The sequence below is a fragment of the Variovorax sp. HW608 genome (assembly GCF_900090195.1).
Classification (GTDB): domain Bacteria; phylum Pseudomonadota; class Gammaproteobacteria; order Burkholderiales; family Burkholderiaceae_C; genus Variovorax.
Map to the genome: position 1 here is coordinate 6,780,863 of NZ_LT607803.1, position 17,699 is coordinate 6,798,561.

The window sequence follows — 17,699 nt, forward strand, 5'->3', positions numbered from 1 at the left end:
CAGCGCCATGTGGTTCACCCGCGTCAGCCTGAAGAACCCCGTCTTCGCGACGATGCTCATGCTCGCGCTGGTCGTGCTGGGCGCGTTCTCGTACCAGCGCCTGCAGGTCGACCAGTTCCCGAACATCGACTTCCCGGTCGTGGTGGTCATCACCGAATACCCCGGCGCTTCGCCCGAGATCGTCGAGAGCGAAGTGACCAAGAAGGTCGAGGAAGGCGTCAACTCGATCGCCGGCATCAACGCCCTCACCTCGCGCAGCTACGAAGGCCAGTCGGTCGTCATCATCGAATTCCAGCTCTACGTCGACGGGCGCAAGGCGGCCGATGACGTGCGCGAGAAGGTCGCGTCGGCGCGGCCGCTTTTCCGCGACGAGGTGAAGGAGCCGCGCGTGCTGCGCTTCGATCCGGCATCGCGCGCCGTGTGGTCGGTGGCGGTGCTGCCCGAAGGGCAGAAGGACAAGCAACCGAGCGCGGTCGAGTTGACCAACTGGGCCGACCAGGTGCTGAAGAAGCGCCTCGAAAACGTCCGTGGCGTCGGCTCGGTCACACTGGTCGGCGGCACCAAGCGCGAGATCAACATCTATCTCAACCCGCAGGCGATGGAAGCCTTCGGCGTCAGCGCCACGCAGGTGGTCGACGCGGTGCGCAACGAGAACCAGGCGCTGCCGGTGGGCTCGGTGCGATCGCTGGAGCAGGACCGCGTGGTGCAGGTCGATGCGCGCATGGAGCGGCCCGAGGACTTCGGCCGCATCATCATCATGCGCAAGGGCGGCGCGCCGATCCGCGTCGACCAGGTCGCGACCGTCAAGGACGGCGCGCAGGAACTCGACAGCCTCGCGCTCTACAACGGCGAACGCACGCTCTTGCTGTCGGTGCAGAAGGCGCAGGACGAGAACACCATCCAGGTGGTCGACGGCCTCACCAAGGCCATCGCCGAGATCCAGCCGCAACTGCCCGCGGGCGTGAAGCTGCAGCCGATCGGCGATGCGTCGCGCCCCATTCGCGTCGCGGTGCAGAACGTGCGGCAGACGCTGATCGAAGGCGCGGCGCTCACCGTGCTGATCGTGTTCCTGTTCCTGAACTCGTGGCGTTCCACCGTCATCACCGGCCTCACGCTGCCGATCGCCTTGATCGGCACCTTCTGGTTCATGGCGATGTTCGGCTTCACGATCAACATGGTCACGCTGATGGCGCTGTCGCTGTGCGTGGGCCTCCTGATCGACGACGCGATCGTGGTGCGCGAGAACATCGTGCGCCATGTGCAGATGGGCAAGTTGCCCTACGCGGCATCGCTCGACGGCACGCAGGAGATCGGCCTCGCGGTGCTGGCGACCACGCTGTCGATCGTCGCGGTGTTCCTGCCCATCGGCTTCATGGAGGGCATCATTGGCAAGTTCTTCCACGAGTTCGGCATCACCATCGTGGCTGCGGTGCTGATCTCGATGTTCGTGAGCTTCACGCTCGATCCGATGATGTCGAGCATCTGGCACGACCCCTCGATCGACAGGCACGGCAAGCCCGGCGAAATGGCTGCGCAGGTCACCATGTACGACAAGACCATCGGCCGCGTGACCGGCTGGTTCGAGGCAGCGACCGAGCGGCTGGCCGAGGCTTACCAGTCGATCCTGCGCTGGGCGCTCAAGCACAAGCTGGCCACCGTGTTCGCATCGATCGGCATCTTCGTCGGCAGCATCTTCATGGTGCCGCTGCTGGGCACCGAGTTCGTGCCGAAGGCGGACTATTCCGAAACCACGATCAGCTTCTACACGCCGGTCGGCTCTGCGCTCGAAGTCACCGAGGCCAAGGCCCGGCAGGTCGAAGCGCTGCTGCGCGCGATGCCCGAGGTCCGCTACACGCTCACCACCATCAACACCGGCGACGCGCAGGGCAAGATGTACGCGAGCATCTACGTGCGGCTGGTCGATCGCCGGGCGCGCACGCGCAGCGTCGACCAGATGTCGACGGTGCTGCGCGAGCGGCTGCGCACGATCCCGGGCATCACGGTCACGCACGTGGGCCTGCGCGACTCGGTCGGCGGCAACAAGCAGATCGAGTTCTCGCTCCAGGGCGCGGACCTGAACGAACTCGAGCGCCTCACGCAGAAGGTGCTGGACGCGATCCGCCCGATCCCCGGCCTGGTCGATCTCGACACCAGCCAGAAGCCCAACAAGCCGACGGTGAGCGTCGTGGTGCGGCGCGATGCGGCGTCCGACCTCGGCCTCGGCGTGGCGCCGATCGCCGCCTCGCTGCGCACGCTGGTGGCCGGCACCACCGTCGGCAACTGGCGCGCGCCGGACGACCAGACCTACGACGTCAACGTGCGCCTCGCGCCGGAAGTGCGCAACTCGCCCGAAGACCTCGCGCGGCTGCCCTTCATCAGCACCGCGATGGGCGCGAACGCCGACGGGTCGAGCCGCATCGTGCGCCTCGCGCAGGTGGCTGATGTTCGCGAATCCACCGGCCCGAACCAGATCAACCGCCGCGCGCTTTCGCGCGAAGTCGCGATCACCGCCAACGTCGACGGCCGCTCGGCGGGCGAGGTGTCGGCCGACATCCGCAAGGCGCTCGCGGACATCGCCTTCCCGCCCGGCTACGGATGGCAGTTCAGCGGCTCGACCAAGAACATGCAGGAGTCGTTCGGCTACGCGGTCTCGGCGCTGGCGCTCGCGATCATCTTCATCTACATGATCCTGGCGAGCCAGTTCAAGAGCTTCCTGCAGCCGATGGCGCTCATGACCTCACTGCCGCTGACGCTGATCGGCGTCGTGCTGGCGCTGCTGGTCTTCGGCTCCACGCTCTCGATGTTCTCGATCATCGGCATCGTGATGCTGATGGGCCTTGTGACCAAGAACGCCATCCTGCTGGTCGATTTCGCGATCCGTTCGCGCGAGCCCGGCGTCGACGACCAGGGCAAGCCCGTGCCGGGACTGCCGCGCTCCGAAGCCCTGCTGCTCGCCGCCCGCGTGCGGCTGCGCCCGATCCTCATGACCACGTTGGCGATGATCTTCGGCATGGTGCCGCTGGCCTTCGCGATCAGCGAGGGCTCCGAACAGCGCGCGCCAATGGGCCAGGCAGTGATCGGCGGCGTCATCACCTCGTCGCTGCTGACGCTGGTCGTGGTGCCGGTCGTCTACTGCTACATGGACGACCTTGCGAACTGGGCGCGCCGCCTGTGGCACCGCCAGCCGAAGCCGGCCAGCGTCACGGCGGCGTCGGAGGCGCCCCCTAAAATGGAAGGTTTGTCCTGAGCCCCACCTAGGAAAAGCACATGAACGCCGCCACCCCTGATCTGGAGCACCTTCGCTTCAACATGATCGAACAGCAGATCCGTCCCTGGGATGTGCTCGATTTCGAGATCCTCGACCTCCTCGCCAAGATCCACCGCGAGGACTACGTGCCGCAGGCGCATCGCGCGCTGGCCTTCTTCGACATGGAGATTCCGCTCGAAGACGTCGCCACCGCCCGCGAGCCCGGCCAGTGCATGCTTTCCCCGAAGGTGGAAGCGCGCATGCTGCAGGACCTGCGCATCCAGAAGCACGAGACCGTGCTCGAGATCGGCACCGGCTCCGGCTTCATGGCCGCCCTGCTCGCGCAGCGCGCCGCGCAGGTGCTGACGCTCGAGATCGATTCCAAGCTGGCCTCGACCGCCGCCGAGACCCTGCGCCGCAACGGCGTGATGAATGTCGAGGTGCGCAACGCCGACGGCGCGCAACCGCTGCCCAGCGGCCCGACCTTCGACGTGATCGTCCTCAGCGGCTCGGTCGCGCGCATTCAGCAGGGCCTGCTCGGCTCGCTGAAGATGGGCGGCCGCCTCGCGGCGATCGTCGGCGACGAGCCGATGATGCGCGCCCACTTCGTCACCCGCGTCGGCGAAGGCAAGTGGGACACGGTGCAGCCCTGGGACACGGTCGCGCCGCGCCTCCTGAACTTCCCGGTGCCTTCGCGCTTCAACTTCTGACCCACCTCTTTGTTTCATGATCGATCAAATCCGCCCGGCCGAGCTTGCCGACTGGTTCGCCCGGAACCCCAGCGCGACGCCGGTCGTGCTGGATGTGCGCGAGCCCTGGGAACTGCAGACCGCCAGCGTCCAGCCCAAGGGCTTCACGCTCGCGACGATCCCGATGAACGAGATCCCGGCGCGCATCTCGGAGCTCAACGCCGACCAGCGCATCGCGTGCCTGTGCCATCACGGCGCGCGCAGCCTGCGGGTCGCGGCCTTCCTGGTGCAGAACGGCTTCACCGAGGTCGCGAACATCGCGGGCGGGATCGATGCGTGGGCTGGCCACGACCCTTCCGTAAAACGGTATTGATGCTCGGCTGCGCGCACTTCATGTCGCGCGCGCCAACCCCCGGCCGGGGGCAGCACCGGCGGACCGGCAAGCCGGTTCCGTGGGGTTTCTGGCCTGGAAGCTGCTGAACCAACTGAACAAGAACCAAGCCACTGACTTCAAGGACGATTCATGCCCGTTCCCAGGCCTCATCCCCTTTCGGCGGCGCTCGCGGCGATGTTCGCCGGCGCGCTCGCGCTGCCGGCCCATGGCCAGAGCCTGATCGATGTGTATGAATCGGCGCGAAGCTACGACGCGACGTACCAGGGTGCGCTCGCGCAATACGACGCGAGCGTTGCGCGGGCCGCGCAGGCCAAGGCGGGGATTCTTCCGCAGGTCGGCCTGTCGGCGAATGCGACCTCGACGGAGCAGGAGCTTTCGACCACCAACGCGAGCATCCGCCGCGGGCTCCCGTCGCAGACCGCCGGCATCAACGCGACACAGCCGCTGTACCGCCCCGCCAACTGGGCCGCGTACGAGCAGAGCAAGCGGCAGGTCGACATGGCCCAGGACACGCTCACGCTCGCCGAGCAGGACCTGATCGTGCGCGTGAGCCAGGCCTATTTCGACGTGCTGTCGAGCCAGGACACGCTCGCGCTCGTGCGCGCGCAGAAGGTCGCGACGGCGGAGCAGCTCGCTTCGGCCAAGCGCAATTTCGAGGTCGGTACCTCGACCATCACCGACCAGCGCGAAGCGCAGGCCCGCTACGACCTCGTCATCGCGCAGGAGATCGCGGCCGAGAACGACCTGCAGGTCAAGAAGATCGCGCTCGACCAGCTCGTCGGCCGACCGGGCACCAACCCGATCCCGCTCGCCGGCCCTGTCGTTCTGCCGGCGGTGCTCCCGGCCGACATGGAAGCCTGGGTCTCCGAGGCCGATGCGACGCATCCGGCGATCCAGCAGGCCCGGCTCAGCGTCGACGTGGCTTCGCTCGAAGTCGACAAGGCGCGCGCCGGCCACAAGCCGACGCTCGACGCGCAGCTCGGCTACAACGCCACGAACAACCCAATGGGCACCACCACCAGCACCAGCACCGGCCGTGTGAACGTGCGTGCCGCGAGCATCGGCGTGGTGTTCAACCTGCCGCTTTTCGCCGGCTTCGCGACCGAGAACCGCGTCAAGGAAACGCTGGCCCTCGAGGAGCAGTCGCGCCAGGCCCTCGAATCCACGCGCCGCAGCGTGTCGCAGGCCACGCGGTCGGCCTATCTCGGGCTGGTCTCCGGCGCCGGGCAGGTCAAGGCGCTCGAAGCCGCCGAATCATCGAGCCAGAGCGCCCTAGACGCCAACCGGCTGGGCTACCAGGTCGGCGTGCGCATCAACATCGACGTGCTGAATTCGCAGAGCCAGCTCTTCCAGACCAAGCGCGACCTCGCGGTGGCCCGCTACAACGTGCTGGTGGGCAACCTGAAGCTGCGGCAGGCCAACGGCTCGCTCAAGCAGGACGACCTGCAGGCCATCAACAACACGCTCGCGACCAACGGCCCTGCGGGCGGCTCCAGCGCGGCATCGCCGAACCAGCCCTCGGCAGCGACGCAAAGCCCGGTGCCGGTGCCGCCCACCCAGCCCTTCGCGCCACCGGCGGTGCAGACGCCGCTGGTCAATCCGCAGCAGTCGCCGGGCATGGGTGCGCCCCTGCCGCCGCCGACCATCGTCCCCCCGCCAACACGCTGACGCGGCAATTTGCGCCTCGGCATAGCGGCGGGGGCAGTCTTTTCCAAATGAGGTATGAGCCTGGAGCAGCCTGAGAACGGCGATGCGAAGCGAGTCGATCCGTTGTTGACAGCCTGCAGTGTAGTGAGGGGCAGTTCTGGACTTCTTTTGAACGCAGAAGGGGGTACAGGCGCGGCGCAGCCGTGAGACTGTGGGCAAAGCTACAGCTTGCTGAGCTTTGTCCACAGACCACCCTGAAGGGGCGCCAAGGGGGAAGGCTTTCCCCCTGCTTGTGGGTCTTGCTGCGCAGCAGCACATGCTGTGTCTTGCCTGGCGGGGCGCGCAGCTACGCGCGAGCGGGCACGCGTCGGAACAGTTCTGCGCGCGCTTCGTTCAGCTCCTGGGCGGCCTGAACGTCGCTGAGCGCTCGGGCGAGCTGCTGCAGCTCTTCGAGCGTGACGCCTTCGCGCAGAAACTTTGCCGCATCGGGCAGGCTTGAGAGCTTGTCCAGTGGCGTCATCGCGTCCTTGGGCCGGTACACGCGCTTGATGCGACCAGGCTTCTTCGCATCGGCCACCTCGGTGGCGAACAGGCACGGGCGGTGAAAGTTCAGGAACGGGTTGAGGTACTCGACGCAGAAGGTGTTGAAGCGCCCCGCATGGCGTTGCGCGATGTGCTCGTAGCCGAAGATCTTGCGCACGACCGCACCGTTCTTGGTCTCGGCCAGGCCGTTGTCGTTGCTGCGGCGCGGGCGGCTGCGTGTGAACTCCACGCGCAGCTTCTCCAGCATCGCGGCCACGCGGTGGTTGACGTACTCGCTGCCGTTGTCGGCGTGAAAGCCCAGGATCTCGAAGGGGAACTGCGCGAGCATCTGCTCGATGACCGGCAGCAGGTGGTTCTCGGCAATGGTCTGCACGCTGGCTACCACCTGCCACTGCGTGACGCAATCGACCGCGTTGATGTGGTACAGGCCTTTGGCGCCGTCGAAGTCGCCCTGGTGCACGCTGTCGATGCGGATGAATCCGGGGCGGCCATCTGGCGCGGGGGCCTTGCGCACGCCGATCGTCACGGCTTTGTCGCCGCGCGTCTTGGTCAGCACGACGCGCTGGGCGCGATAGCTCGCATCGTTGCGCAGGTTGTACAAGTGCGCCACCGAGATCGATCCCAGTCGCTCGAACCGCGTGTCGCCGAAGACATCGCGCTGGCGGCGCAGCACGCATGCCGTGGCCGGCCCCGACAGCGTGCCCATGGCGCGATCTACCTCGGCCAACAACGCCACGTCAGCGGCCGTATAGCGCCGTGCAAACGCGTGCTCGGGCGCGCGGTAGTTCTTCACCAGCGGCTTGCCCGCCATCCAGCGCGAGACCAGCCGCGTCACCTGGGCACGGCTGTAGCCGCTCAAACGCTGCAGGTAGGCCAATACCGCGCCCTTGTCGGCCCGACCCAGCTGGCGGTACCCCAGTCGCCGCAGCACAGTCGCAACCCAGCCGTAGCGCCCCTCATCGTCCTGAGCCGCGCGAAACCGCAGTTCCTGCGTCCCTGCCAGCACCTGGCGCACCTGTTCCACCGTGCGTACTTGCGCCTCGTCCATGTCGATCACCATTCGCCTCGATGATCGACTCGCCCGTCGGCAGGCTGCCCGTCAGCCGCTCAACCGCCGCTGCAGGCTCCCGCCAGGCTCATTTCCCACTGGAATCACGAGCCCGGCTCCAGGCTCACACCTCGTTGGACAAGACTGGGGCTGGCTTCGGCCGCCGATCCGAAGCAGAATGTCCGCGGGCTGATCCGTTTCCTGACGGTTCTTACAAATCGCCGGACTTGCCCGGATGGGGGTTCACCATGCGTTGTGTACTTGCACGCAAGGCGAGAAAAACTGGGGAGAGGTTGGGGCGACCCGTGCTGCCACGAGTCGCCGCGGCCCTGTTTTGCGCCGGCAGCTACGCGGTTTTCGCGCAGTGCGGCCCGCCGGCGGCGGGATCGACGAGCCTTTGCGCGCCGAACGGCCCGTCCAGACCGTCCGTGGCGGCGGCCTACCTCGGCGATCAGCAGACCTCGGGCATCCTGTTCGTCCACTCGCTCGATGAGCGCTGGGGCGATGCGTCGCGTTTCACCGGCCAGTCGCCCGCCGATGGCTCCGGCGCCCGCCCGCTCACGGTGCGCGTGGCCGGCCAGGGACTGGGTTCGACCGTCGGGGCGTCGGGTTTCAGGACCGACAGCCGCACCGGCACCGCGCGCTTCGGCGGTGATGCGAGCCAGTGGTCGCTTTTCAACAGCACGGACAAGCTGCACCTGGGCGCCATGGCCGGCTACGGCCCCGGCCGGACCGGCGCCGGTTCGTCCGGTGACGCCTTCGACGCGACCAGCCGCACGAGCCGCGGCAGCGCGGGCGTCTACAGCACCTGGTACCAGGACGACCGCGCGCGCCTCGGCTGGTACGCCGACGTCTACGGCCAGGTCGCCTGGATGGACAACAGCGCCGAGGCGCCCTGGGTGAATCGCACGAACTACCCTTCGAACGCCGGAATGGCGTCCGCCGAAGCCGGCTATTCGTCGCAGCTTGGCGACACGAGCCCCTGGACGATCAAGCCGCAGGGGCAAGTGATCTATCTGCGCAGCAACAACTACAACCTGGCGGATACTCAGTTCACCACCGTCGACGGCCTGCGCCGCAACGGCTGGATGTCGCGGCTCGGGGTGCGCGTCCAGCCGGAAGGTTTCCAGGCCTGGGGCATGAAGCTGCGTCCGTACGCTGCGGCGAACTGGTGGCACGACGAGTCGAGCAGCGAGGTCATCGCCAATACCTACTCGTCCAGCACGCTCTACCCGAGCAATCGCTACGAGCTTAAGACCGGCGTCAACGTCGATGTTTCACCAGGCATGGCCGCCTGGGGCGACCTCGGCATGCAGTGGGGCCAGCAGTCCTATCAGGCGTGGACGGTGCGCGCAGGCATGCGCTACGCCTGGTAGGCGCCGCACGCCGGTCTTGCTGGCGTTCAGTCGAGGCTCGGCTCGGCGCGCTCTTCCGGTGGCGGTGACGCCACTTCCGTCACCGCCGCGTTTTCGGCGATCGCGAGCAGCGCCGTCGCGGTGCGCTCGGCCGCGCCGCGGTTCGACGATGCGAACGCCAGCGCCGCCTGCGCCATCGCCTCGCGCCGCTCGGTCTTCTCGACCAGCTTGAGCGCCGCCGTCACCGCATGTTCCATGTCGGGCACACGCATCGAGGCACCCGCGGCGAGCGACAGTTCGGCCGCCTCGGCGAAGTTGAAGGTGGATGGCCCCATGATCACCGGACAACCGCATGCCGCGGCCTCGATCAGGTTCTGCCCGCCGAGCGGCTCGAAGCTGCCGCCGAGCAGGGCCACGTCCGCGAGGCCGTAGTACAGCGCCATCTCGCCGAGCGAATCGCCGAGCCAGATCTCGGACTCCGTCGGCGCACCGGCGGCACTGCGCCGCGCCACCGCAAAGCCGTTCGACTCGATCAGCGCCGCGACCTCGTCGAAGCGCTGCGGATGCCGCGGCACGATCATCCATTGCACGTCATGCACCCGCTTGACGATCGACTGCACGCCCTCGCGCTCCGGCGGCACCGGCGCCAGTGCGCCGAAGCGCTTGAGCACGTCGAGCAACTGCTGCTCCTCGCCGTCGCGTGAACTCGCGAACACGATCACCGGCCGCGGGAGCTGCGTGCGCAGCTTGGCCGCCGCCGCCAGTTGCCGCGCATCGGGCGTGGCGTCGAACTTGAGATTGCCGAAGATGCCCGAGACTTTCGCTCCGAGCGACACCAGCCGGTGCGAATCGGCCTCGGTCTGCGCCCAGACCGCCGCGAGCGACGAATAGGCGGGCCGCGCGAGCCAGGCGAGGCGCTCGGCGCCGGCGAGCGACTTCTCGTTCAGGCGCGCGTTGGCGAGCACCAGTGGGATGCGGCGTTCCGCGCAGGCAGCCGTCATCTCGGGCCAGACCTCGGTTTCCATCAGCACGCCGATGCGGGGCCGGAAGCGGTCGAGAAAACGCGCGACGGCCTCAGGCGAGTCCCATGGCTGCCACACCTGCAGATCGCCGGGCTCGAGCAGCTTGGCGCCCTCTTCCCGCCCAGTCGCGGTGCCGTTGGTCAAGAGGATCGGGATGCCGGGCATCTGCCGGCGCAGTTCGGCGATCAGGATGCCGGCGGCGCGCGCCTCGCCGAGCGAGACCGCGTGGATCCAGCACCAGCCGGTGCCCTGGGCCGATTCGTCGTAGTGACCGAAGCGTTCTTCCACGGCCACCGCATAGCCGGGCTCGGCCACCGCGCGCCGCCGCAGCTTGCGGCGCACCAGCGGCCTGGCCATCGTCGTGAAGGCGCCGTAGAGGCGCAGCAGCAGCGATCGCACGCCGGGCGAACTCAGTGTGCGGCCTCGGCCAGGGCAGCGTCGGGCTTCACCTGCTTGAGCAGGGCCAGCATCTCGCCTTCGATGCGCTTGAGCGCCGCATCGGTCTGGCCCTCGAAGCGCAGCACCAGCACCGGCGTGGTGTTGGACGCGCGGATCAGCCCGAAGCCGTCAGGCCAATCCACGCGCAGGCCGTCGATGGTCGACACCTTGGCCGGCGCCTCGAACTTCGCCGTCCCGACCAGTTGGTCGACGAGCCCATGCGGCTCGCCTTCGGCGCACTTCACGTTGAGCTCGGGCGTCGAGAAGCTGGTCGGCAGCGCGTTGAGCACGTCGCTCGCGTTCGGGCTCTTGCTGAGGATTTCGAGCAGGCGGCAGCCCGCATAGGTGCCGTCGTCGAAGCCGAACCAGCGCTCCTTGAAGAAGATGTGGCCGCTCATCTCGCCGCCGAGCGGCGAATCGATCTCCTTCATCTTGGCCTTGATGAGGGAATGGCCGGTCTTGTAGATCATCGGCTTGCCGCCCGCGGCCTCGATGGCCGGGCCGAGGCGCTGCGAGCACTTGACGTCGTAGACGATGGTCGCGCCCGGCACGCGCGAGAGCACGTCCTGCGCGAACAGCACCATCTGGCGATCGGGAAAGATGTTGCTGCCGTCCTTGGTGACGATGCCGAGGCGGTCGCCGTCGCCGTCGAAGGCCAGTCCCAGTTCGGCGTCGCCGGCCTTCAGGGCCGCGATCAGGTCGCGCAGGTTCTCGGGCTTGCTCGGATCGGGGTGGTGATTGGGAAAGTCGCCGTCGACCTCGCTGTAGAGCTCGGTCACTTCGCAGCCGATCGCGCGCAGGATCGCCGGGGCCGATGCGCCCGCGATGCCGTTGCCCGAATCCACCACGATCCTGAGCGGCCGCGCGAGCTTGATATCGCTCGTGATGCGTTTCGTATAGGCCTCGGTGATGTCGACCTTGCGCACGCTGCCGCCGGGGGCGAGCGTGGCGCTGCCCGTCTCCATCACCTTGCGCAGGTTCTGGATCTCGTCGCCGTAGATCGCACGGCCGGCGAGCACCATCTTGAAGCCGTTGTAATCCTTGGGATTGTGGCTGCCGGTCACCTGGATGCCGCTGGTGCAGAGCGTGTGCGCCGCGAAGTACAGCATCGGCGTGGTCACCGCGCCGACGTCGATCACCTCGATGCCCGTGGCCACGAGGCCCTTGATCAGCGCCTCGGAAAGCGATGGGCCCGACAGGCGCCCGTCACGCCCCACCGCCACGGCTTTCTCGCCAGCGGCCCGCGCCGCGCTTCCGAAGGCCTTGCCGAGCGCCTCGGCGACTTCCGGGTTGAGGGTCGAGGGGACGACCCCGCGAATGTCGTAGGCCTTGAAGATCGATGCACTGAGCTGCATGAAAAGCTACCCCTGGAAGTTCACAAAATGAGGACGATTGTAGGCATGGCCTTTGGCAGCCACATGTCCGAAAACGGCTACTCTTGCGAAGGGCCGACCGTATCATCCAACCATGTCTTGCGCGGCTTCCATTGAAGAACTCGAGAGCGACGCCTGCTACCTGGCGATGAAGGCGCACGATGCGCGCTTCGACGGCTCGTTCTTCACCGGCGTGACCTCCACCGGCGTGTATTGCCGGCCGGTGTGCCGCGTGAAGCTGCCACGGCGCGAGAACTGCCGCTTCTTCCGCCATGCCGCACAGGCCGAGGCCGCCGGATTCCGCCCCTGCCTGCGCTGCCGCCCCGAACTCGCGCCGCGCGCGGCGAGCTGGTCGACCGAGGATGCATCGCGCATCCTCGCGCTGCAGGCCGCGCGGCTCATCGACGAGCCCGACGCCTGGGCCGAGGACGGCCCCGGCGCAGCAAGCATCGCCGCGCGGCTCGGCGTGAGCGACCGGCACCTGCGCCGGATCTTCGAATCGCAGTTCGGCGTCTCGCCGCTGCAATACCTCCAGACGCGGCGCCTGCTCGCGGCCAAGCAACTCATCGCCGACACCCGGCTGCCGATGACCCAGGTCGCGCTCGCCAGCGGCTTTTCGAGCGTGCGCCGCTTCAACGCAGCCTTCCTCGCGCACTACGGGCTCAATCCCAGCGCGCTACGGCGCGCGGGCGCATCGAGCGGCCACCGCGAGGACGAAAGCATCGAGGTCCGCCTCGGTTTCCGTCCGCCCTATGACAGTGCCGCGATGCTGGACTTCTTCGGGCGGCGTGCCCTGCGCGGCGTCGAGGCCGCCACCGGCCATCGCGGCGCACCGGAGTTCGCGCGCACCCTTCGCGTCACGCACGGCGGACACACCCTGCAAGGCTGGCTGCGGCTTCGCTTCGACACGCAACGCGAGCAGGTGATGCTGCGCGTGGGCGATTCGCTCGCAACGGTGCTGCCGATCGTCATCAGCCGGGTGCGCGCGATGCTCGATCTCGACGCCGATCCGATGGCGATCAATGCCGCATTGCATGCGAGCTTTCCGCACGGCGACGGGATGCGCGTGCCCGGCACGGTCGAGGGCTTCGAGCTCGCGGTGCGCGCGGTGCTCGGGCAGCAGATCACGATCGCGGCGGCGCGCACGCTGGGCTCACGGCTGGTGCAGGCCTTCGGCGAGCCGATCGCGACGCCGGTCGAAGGACTGGACCGGCTCTTTCCGACGCCTTCCGCCATCGCCGGCGCGAGCGGCGATGCGCTCGGCCAGCTCGGCATCGTGCGCCAGCGGCAGGCCGCCTTGCTGGCCCTCGCGCGCGAAGCGATCGACGGCCGGCTTGCGCTGCATCCGGGCGCCGATGTGCCATCGACGATCGGGGCGCTGCAATCGCTGCCCGGCATCGGCGACTGGACCGCGCAGTACATCGCGATGCGCGCGCTGCGCTGGCCCGATGCCTTTCCGGCCGGTGACGTCGCGCTGCAGAAGGCGCTGGGCGTGACGAGCGCACGCGCCGCGACCGAAGCCTCGCTCGCATGGCGGCCGTGGCGCGGCTACGCGGTGCTTCGCGCGTGGTACGGCCCCGCGCCTGCGCCCGAAGTTTCATCGACGGCCGTTGCGTCGGCCGAGCCACTCGCGCCCATGCCGGCGTGACCGGATTCATCACCATGAAGTTCAAGCGTTCCACCCTCCACACCATGCATTTCGACAGTGCGCTCGGCGGCATCACGTTGGCCGCGACCGACCAGGGACTGGCCGGCGTCTGGTTCGACCAACAGCGCCATTCGCCCGACATGGCGGGCTGGCAGCGCAGCGACGACCATCCGGTGCTGCGCGAGGCGGCCACGCAACTGGCCGACTATTTCGCCGGCCGCAGGCAGCATTTCGATCTGCCGCTCGACCTTTCGCACGGCACCGCGTTCCAGCAATCGGTGTGGCGCGCGCTGCTCGCGATTCCGAGCAGGCAGACCACCAGCTACGGCGCGCTCAGCGCCGGCGTCGGCAAGCCCGCGGCGGTGCGCGCCGTGGGCGCGGCAGTGGGCCGCAATCCGATCAGCGTGATCGTCCCGTGCCACCGCGTGCTGGGCTCGGATGGTTCGCTGACCGGCTATGCGGGCGGCCTCGAGCGCAAGGGCGCGCTGCTCGAACTCGAAGGTGCGCATCCATGAGCGATTACGCGGCCAACGAAGCAGCGCCCGCGAAGGCATCCCCTCCCCCATCGAAAGCGCAAGCTGCCAGCCGGCGCTGGCTGGTCGACCTGCTGCTGCTCGCCGCGCTGTGGGGCGCATCCTTCCTCTTCATGCGCATCGGCGCGGCCGAGTTCGGCGCCCTGCCGACGGCGGCCGTGCGGGTGGCGATCGCGACGGTCTTCCTGCTGCCGCTGCTCGTGATGCGCGGGCAATGGTCGGCGTTCCGGCAGCACTGGAAGCCGGCGCTCGGCATCGGTGTGCTCAACTCGGGCCTGCCCTTCGCCTTCTTCGCGTTCGCGCTGCTGACGCTCAACAGCGGGCTCGCGGCGGTGCTCAACGCCACGGTGCCGATGTTCGGCGCGCTCGTCGCCTGGGCATGGTTCGGCGACCGGCCGGATCGCTCGCGCATCATCGGGCTGGTGATCGGCTTTATCGGCGTCGCGATGCTCGCCGGGCGCGGCGCGGGTTTCCACTCGGGCGCGAACGAAAGCGCGGCGCGATGGGCGATTGCGGCGTGCCTCGCCGCGTGCATCTGCTACGCCTTCGCGGCGAGCCTCACACGCAAGCATCTGGTGGGTGTGCCCGCGCTCGCGACCGCCACCGGCAGCCAGATCGGCGCCACGCTCGCGCTCGTGCTGCCGGCACTGTTGCTCTGGCCCGCACAGATGCCCAGCCTGCGCGCTTGGCTGGCGCTGGCCGCCGTGGGCATAGCGTGCACCGGGCTGGCCTACATCCTGTTCTTCCGGCTGATCGAGCACGCGGGACCGGCGCGCGCCTTGACGGTGACCTTCCTGGTGCCGGTGTTCGCGGTGTTCTACGGCGCGGTGTTCCTCGGCGAGGAGATCACGCAGTGGATGCTGATCTGCGCCGTGGTGATCGTGTGCGGCGTCGCGCTATCGACGGGCCTGGTCAAGCTGGGCGGCGGCGGAAGACGCGGTGCATGAGCCGCCCGGCGGCGACGAATCCTGCATGGTCGCCGCCACCACGTTGATCGACAGGGCCAGCACCAGCATGTTGAAGGCGAACGCGAGTACGCCATGGACCAGCGTGAGCCGCCGCATCTCACGCGACCGCACCTGCACGTCCGACACCTGCGAGGTCATGCCGACCACGAAGCTGTAATACAGGAAGTCGAAGTAGTCTGGCTCGGCCTTGCCCGGGAAGTCGAGTCCTGCCAGATGTCCCTGGTGGCCCTGGTGGCCCTGCTCGCCGCACTCCGCCTGGTAATAGCGGTGCGCGTAGTGAAAGGCGTAGATGGTGTGGATCAGCAGCCACGAGCATGCGAGCGCGAGCAGCCCCAGCGCGATGTGCCCCACGCGCTGCGCCCCGCACAGATGCGGCACGCGCTGCAGCAGCATCGCGATCACGATCGCGCTGACACCGACCGCGGTCAGCATCACCGCGAGGATCGACGCGCGCGGCTGGTCGAGCGCCTGCGCCCTGTGCCGCGTGCCTTGCGCATTGGAGATCTCGGCCAGCCGCCACGCGGGCAAGAGATACACCGCGGCGCCCACGCACCAGCCGATCAGCCCGCAGGCGATGCCATCGAGCCGCCATGGCAGGAACCGGAGTCCGAGGCCCACGGCAAGACCCGCCACCCCGCCACACAGCAGGCGCTGCCAGCCGGCCATCATCACGAAGCGTGTGCGCATGCGGGCACTGTAGCAAGCCCGCCCTCTCGCCGGCCCGCCGGGGGCTGTCGCGATTGCCGTCCCCGGGTTACGCTCGCCACGAATGAAGAAGAACCCACGATTCCCGCGTCGTATCGGCATGGCGGCCCTGCTCGCCGCCTGCACGCTCGCGGCGACATCCGCCCTCGCGGCACCACCGCCCGGGCATGTTCCCGACACCATCGAGCAGCGCGTGGCCGCCTGCATCGCCTGCCATGGCCGCGAAGGATCGAGCACGGAGGCGGGCTACTTCCCGCGGCTGTCGGGCAAGCCGTCGGCGTATCTCTTCAACCAGCTGCAAAGCTTCCGTGACGGCAGGCGCCTCAACTCCGACATGACGCACATGGTGCGGCACATGTCGGACGCATATCTGCACGAGATCGCCGACTACTTCGCGTCGATCCAGTTGCCCTACCCCGCGCCGCCCGCCACCACCGACGCGACGCCGGAGATGCTCGCGCGCGGCAAGGCGCTGGTGTCCGAAGGCGATGCCGGGCGCGACATCCCGGCCTGCGTGCGTTGCCACGGGGAAGCGCTCACCGGCGTGCTGCCGGGGATTCCCGCACTCGTGGGCCTGCCGAGGCTCTATCTTTCGTCGCAGCTCGGCGCGTGGCTCACCGACGACCGCCACGCACTCGAGCCCGATTGCATGACGAAGGTCGGACGCAAGCTCACCGCCGCCGACATCAACGCGGTCGCGAGCTGGCTCGCGATGCAGCCCATGCCCGCGAATCCCAAACCCATTGCGGCACCGCCGAGCCCGGTGCCGATGGCGTGCAGCGCGCTGAACAACTGAGTCTGTCGAGCCGCCATGCGACGCCTTCTCTATGGACTGCTCTTCCTGGCGACGCTGGGCATCCTCGCCGCGTTCGCCATTGTCGGGCTCAACCTGCGCGGCGAGACCAAGCTGCCCGATCCCCCGACTTCGTTCAACCCCACGCCCGAGCTCGTCGAACGCGGCCGCTACCTTGCGCTGGCCGGGAATTGCGCCGGCTGCCACTCGGCGCTCGGCAGCGCGCCGTATGCCGGCGGTGTCGGCATCGAGACGCCCTTCGGCACCGTCTTCTCGAGCAACCTCACGCCCGACCCCGCGGCGGGCATCGGCAGCTGGAACTCCGACCACTTCTGGCGTGCACTGCACAACGGGCGGTCGAAGGACGGGCGGCTGCTCTACCCCGCTTTCCCTTACCCCAACTTCACCCGCGTGACGCGCGAGGATTCGGACGCGATCTTCGCGTACCTGGGCACGGTCCCCGCGTCGCCGACGCCGAACCGGGCCCATGAGCTGCGCTTTCCGTACGAAATGCAGGCGGCCCTCGCCGTGTGGCGGGCGCTCTCGTTCATGCCGGGCACCTTCGAGTCCAACCCCAACAAGTCGGCGCAATGGAATCGGGGCGCCTACCTGGTCGAGGGCCTCGGCCATTGCATCGCCTGCCACGGCACGCGCAATGTGCTCGGCGCCACGCAGGAAAAGCTCGGCCTCTCGGGCGGGCTCATCGCGGTGCAGAACTGGTATGCGCCATCGCTGACCTCGAAGCGCGAGGCCGGCGTGGCCGAATGGGCGCCGCATGACGTCGTCGAGCTGCTCAAGAACGGGCGCTCGGAGCGCGGCTCGGTCATGGGCCCGATGGCCGACGTCGTCTACGGCAGCACGCAGCATCTGACAGAAGCCGACCTGCTCGCGATGGCCAGCTACCTCAAGGAGCTGCCGAGTACCTCGGCCGCGGTGGCGCCGACGACCTCGCCCAAGCGCGACGCGCGCGTGATGGAGCGCGGCCAGCACATCTTCGACCAGCGCTGCGCCTATTGCCATGGCGACCAGGGCCAGGGCGCGGTCGGCGCCTATCCGCCGCTGGCCGGCAATCGCGCGGTACTGATGAATTCGCCGGTCAACCTGATCCAGATCGTGCGCCACGGCGGCTTCCTGCCGACCACCGTCGGCAATCCGCGTCCGTACGGCATGCCGCCGTTTCGGATCGTGCTCGACGACAGCGACGTGGCCGCCGTGCTCACCTACATCCGCGGCTCATGGGGCAATGACGCGCCGCCCGTGACGGCACGCGACCTGCTGCGCCAGTGAGGCGTCGGT

The 17,699-nt window shown here is 68.4% G+C and carries 14 protein-coding genes; 10 read left to right on the top strand and 4 right to left on the bottom strand.

Annotation, left to right across the window (positions count from 1 at the left end; translation table 11 throughout):
- Positions 1 to 7: 7 nt before the first annotated feature.
- The 4 genes from VAR608DRAFT_RS32180 to VAR608DRAFT_RS32195 all read left to right on the top strand — a co-directional run bounded on the left by VAR608DRAFT_RS32180 (position 8) and on the right by VAR608DRAFT_RS32195 (position 5,998).
- Positions 8 to 3,247, top strand: coding sequence for an efflux RND transporter permease subunit (locus tag VAR608DRAFT_RS32180; RefSeq protein ID WP_088957760.1), 3,240 nt, complete (start codon positions 8 to 10; stop codon positions 3,245 to 3,247).
- Between the two features lie 20 nt (positions 3,248 to 3,267).
- Positions 3,268 to 3,957 carry a protein-L-isoaspartate O-methyltransferase family protein gene (locus VAR608DRAFT_RS32185; protein WP_088957761.1) on the top strand — a complete coding sequence of 230 codons (690 nt, stop codon included), beginning with the start codon at positions 3,268 to 3,270 and terminating at the stop codon, positions 3,955 to 3,957.
- A 16-nt stretch (positions 3,958 to 3,973) separates the two neighbouring features.
- On the top strand, positions 3,974 to 4,309 hold the full coding sequence (locus tag VAR608DRAFT_RS32190) for a rhodanese-like domain-containing protein (RefSeq protein ID WP_088957762.1): 336 nt from the start codon (positions 3,974 to 3,976) through the stop codon (positions 4,307 to 4,309).
- Between the two features lie 150 nt (positions 4,310 to 4,459).
- Positions 4,460 to 5,998 (top strand): TolC family outer membrane protein, encoded by a 1,539-nt coding sequence (locus tag VAR608DRAFT_RS32195; RefSeq protein WP_088957763.1) that lies wholly within the window; start codon positions 4,460 to 4,462, stop codon positions 5,996 to 5,998.
- Positions 5,999 to 6,323: 325 nt separating this feature from the next.
- Here VAR608DRAFT_RS32195 and VAR608DRAFT_RS32200 read toward each other — a convergent pair whose 3' ends face one another.
- The gene (locus VAR608DRAFT_RS32200) at positions 6,324 to 7,568 is read right to left on the bottom strand and encodes an integrase catalytic domain-containing protein (protein ID WP_088958926.1); all 1,245 of its coding nucleotides are present in this window, start codon (positions 7,566 to 7,568) and stop codon (positions 6,324 to 6,326) included.
- Between the two features lie 305 nt (positions 7,569 to 7,873).
- Here VAR608DRAFT_RS32200 and VAR608DRAFT_RS32205 point away from each other — a divergent pair, with 305 nt between their 5' ends.
- Positions 7,874 to 8,944: an autotransporter outer membrane beta-barrel domain-containing protein gene (locus VAR608DRAFT_RS32205; protein WP_157731172.1), complete on the top strand. Its 1,071-nt coding sequence runs from the start codon at positions 7,874 to 7,876 to the stop codon at positions 8,942 to 8,944.
- A 26-nt stretch (positions 8,945 to 8,970) separates the two neighbouring features.
- On the opposite strand, the gene VAR608DRAFT_RS32210 is transcribed toward VAR608DRAFT_RS32205, so the two are convergent.
- Both VAR608DRAFT_RS32210 and VAR608DRAFT_RS32215 read right to left on the bottom strand, forming a co-directional pair.
- Positions 8,971 to 10,344, bottom strand: coding sequence for a 3-deoxy-D-manno-octulosonic acid transferase (locus tag VAR608DRAFT_RS32210; RefSeq protein ID WP_088957765.1), 1,374 nt, complete (start codon positions 10,342 to 10,344; stop codon positions 8,971 to 8,973).
- Between the two features lie 11 nt (positions 10,345 to 10,355).
- A complete protein-coding gene (locus VAR608DRAFT_RS32215; RefSeq protein ID WP_088957766.1) occupies positions 10,356 to 11,738 on the bottom strand; it encodes a phosphomannomutase/phosphoglucomutase in 1,383 nt (460 codons plus the stop codon).
- 112 nt (positions 11,739 to 11,850) lie between these two features.
- On the opposite strand from VAR608DRAFT_RS32215, the gene VAR608DRAFT_RS32220 reads away from it, so the two are divergent.
- Genes VAR608DRAFT_RS32220 through VAR608DRAFT_RS32230 form a run of 3 tightly spaced genes read left to right on the top strand, consistent with a single transcriptional unit; the run spans position 11,851 to position 14,884 of the window.
- Positions 11,851 to 13,404, top strand: a complete 1,554-nt coding sequence (locus tag VAR608DRAFT_RS32220) for a DNA-3-methyladenine glycosylase 2 family protein (RefSeq protein WP_088957767.1) — start codon at positions 11,851 to 11,853, stop codon at positions 13,402 to 13,404.
- Positions 13,405 to 13,418: 14 nt separating this feature from the next.
- A complete protein-coding gene (locus VAR608DRAFT_RS32225) occupies positions 13,419 to 13,919 on the top strand; it encodes a methylated-DNA--[protein]-cysteine S-methyltransferase (RefSeq protein ID WP_088959096.1) in 501 nt (166 codons plus the stop codon).
- Complete coding sequence (locus tag VAR608DRAFT_RS32230; RefSeq protein ID WP_088957768.1) at positions 13,916 to 14,884, top strand: DMT family transporter; 969 nt, start codon at positions 13,916 to 13,918, stop codon at positions 14,882 to 14,884. The genes VAR608DRAFT_RS32225 and VAR608DRAFT_RS32230 overlap by 4 nt, the downstream gene beginning before the upstream one ends.
- Here VAR608DRAFT_RS32230 and VAR608DRAFT_RS32235 read toward each other — a convergent pair.
- On the bottom strand, positions 14,834 to 15,592 hold the full coding sequence (locus tag VAR608DRAFT_RS32235; protein ID WP_088957769.1) for a DUF1345 domain-containing protein: 759 nt from the start codon (positions 15,590 to 15,592) through the stop codon (positions 14,834 to 14,836). The two genes, VAR608DRAFT_RS32230 and VAR608DRAFT_RS32235, sit on opposite strands and share 51 nt — an antisense overlap.
- An 82-nt stretch (positions 15,593 to 15,674) precedes the next feature.
- Between VAR608DRAFT_RS32235 and VAR608DRAFT_RS32240 the strand changes: the two genes are divergently transcribed.
- Positions 15,675 to 16,406 (top strand): c-type cytochrome, encoded by a 732-nt coding sequence (locus VAR608DRAFT_RS32240; RefSeq protein WP_231973038.1) that lies wholly within the window; start codon positions 15,675 to 15,677, stop codon positions 16,404 to 16,406.
- Positions 16,407 to 16,421: 15 nt separating this feature from the next.
- Positions 16,422 to 17,690 carry a cytochrome c gene (locus VAR608DRAFT_RS32245; protein WP_088957771.1) on the top strand — a complete coding sequence of 423 codons (1,269 nt, stop codon included), beginning with the start codon at positions 16,422 to 16,424 and terminating at the stop codon, positions 17,688 to 17,690.
- Positions 17,691 to 17,699 lie beyond the last annotated feature (9 nt).

Bases quoted from the DNA above. Each gene is read 5' to 3' on its own strand.
- VAR608DRAFT_RS32180 (WP_088957760.1), top strand. From the start codon at position 8: ATGTGGTTCACCCGCGTCAGCCTGAAGAACCCCGTCTTCGCGACGATG.
- VAR608DRAFT_RS32185 (WP_088957761.1), top strand. From the start codon at position 3,268: ATGAACGCCGCCACCCCTGATCTGGAGCACCTTCGCTTCAACATGATC.
- VAR608DRAFT_RS32190 (WP_088957762.1), top strand. From the start codon at position 3,974: ATGATCGATCAAATCCGCCCGGCCGAGCTTGCCGACTGGTTCGCCCGG.
- VAR608DRAFT_RS32195 (WP_088957763.1), top strand. From the start codon at position 4,460: ATGCCCGTTCCCAGGCCTCATCCCCTTTCGGCGGCGCTCGCGGCGATG.
- VAR608DRAFT_RS32200 (WP_088958926.1), bottom strand. From the start codon at position 7,568: ATGGACGAGGCGCAAGTACGCACGGTGGAACAGGTGCGCCAGGTGCTG.
- VAR608DRAFT_RS32215 (WP_088957766.1), bottom strand. From the start codon at position 11,738: ATGCAGCTCAGTGCATCGATCTTCAAGGCCTACGACATTCGCGGGGTC.
- VAR608DRAFT_RS32220 (WP_088957767.1), top strand. From the start codon at position 11,851: ATGTCTTGCGCGGCTTCCATTGAAGAACTCGAGAGCGACGCCTGCTAC.
- VAR608DRAFT_RS32225 (WP_088959096.1), top strand. From the start codon at position 13,419: ATGAAGTTCAAGCGTTCCACCCTCCACACCATGCATTTCGACAGTGCG.
- VAR608DRAFT_RS32230 (WP_088957768.1), top strand. From the start codon at position 13,916: ATGAGCGATTACGCGGCCAACGAAGCAGCGCCCGCGAAGGCATCCCCT.
- VAR608DRAFT_RS32235 (WP_088957769.1), bottom strand. From the start codon at position 15,592: ATGCGCACACGCTTCGTGATGATGGCCGGCTGGCAGCGCCTGCTGTGT.
- VAR608DRAFT_RS32240 (WP_231973038.1), top strand. From the start codon at position 15,675: ATGAAGAAGAACCCACGATTCCCGCGTCGTATCGGCATGGCGGCCCTG.
- VAR608DRAFT_RS32245 (WP_088957771.1), top strand. From the start codon at position 16,422: ATGCGACGCCTTCTCTATGGACTGCTCTTCCTGGCGACGCTGGGCATC.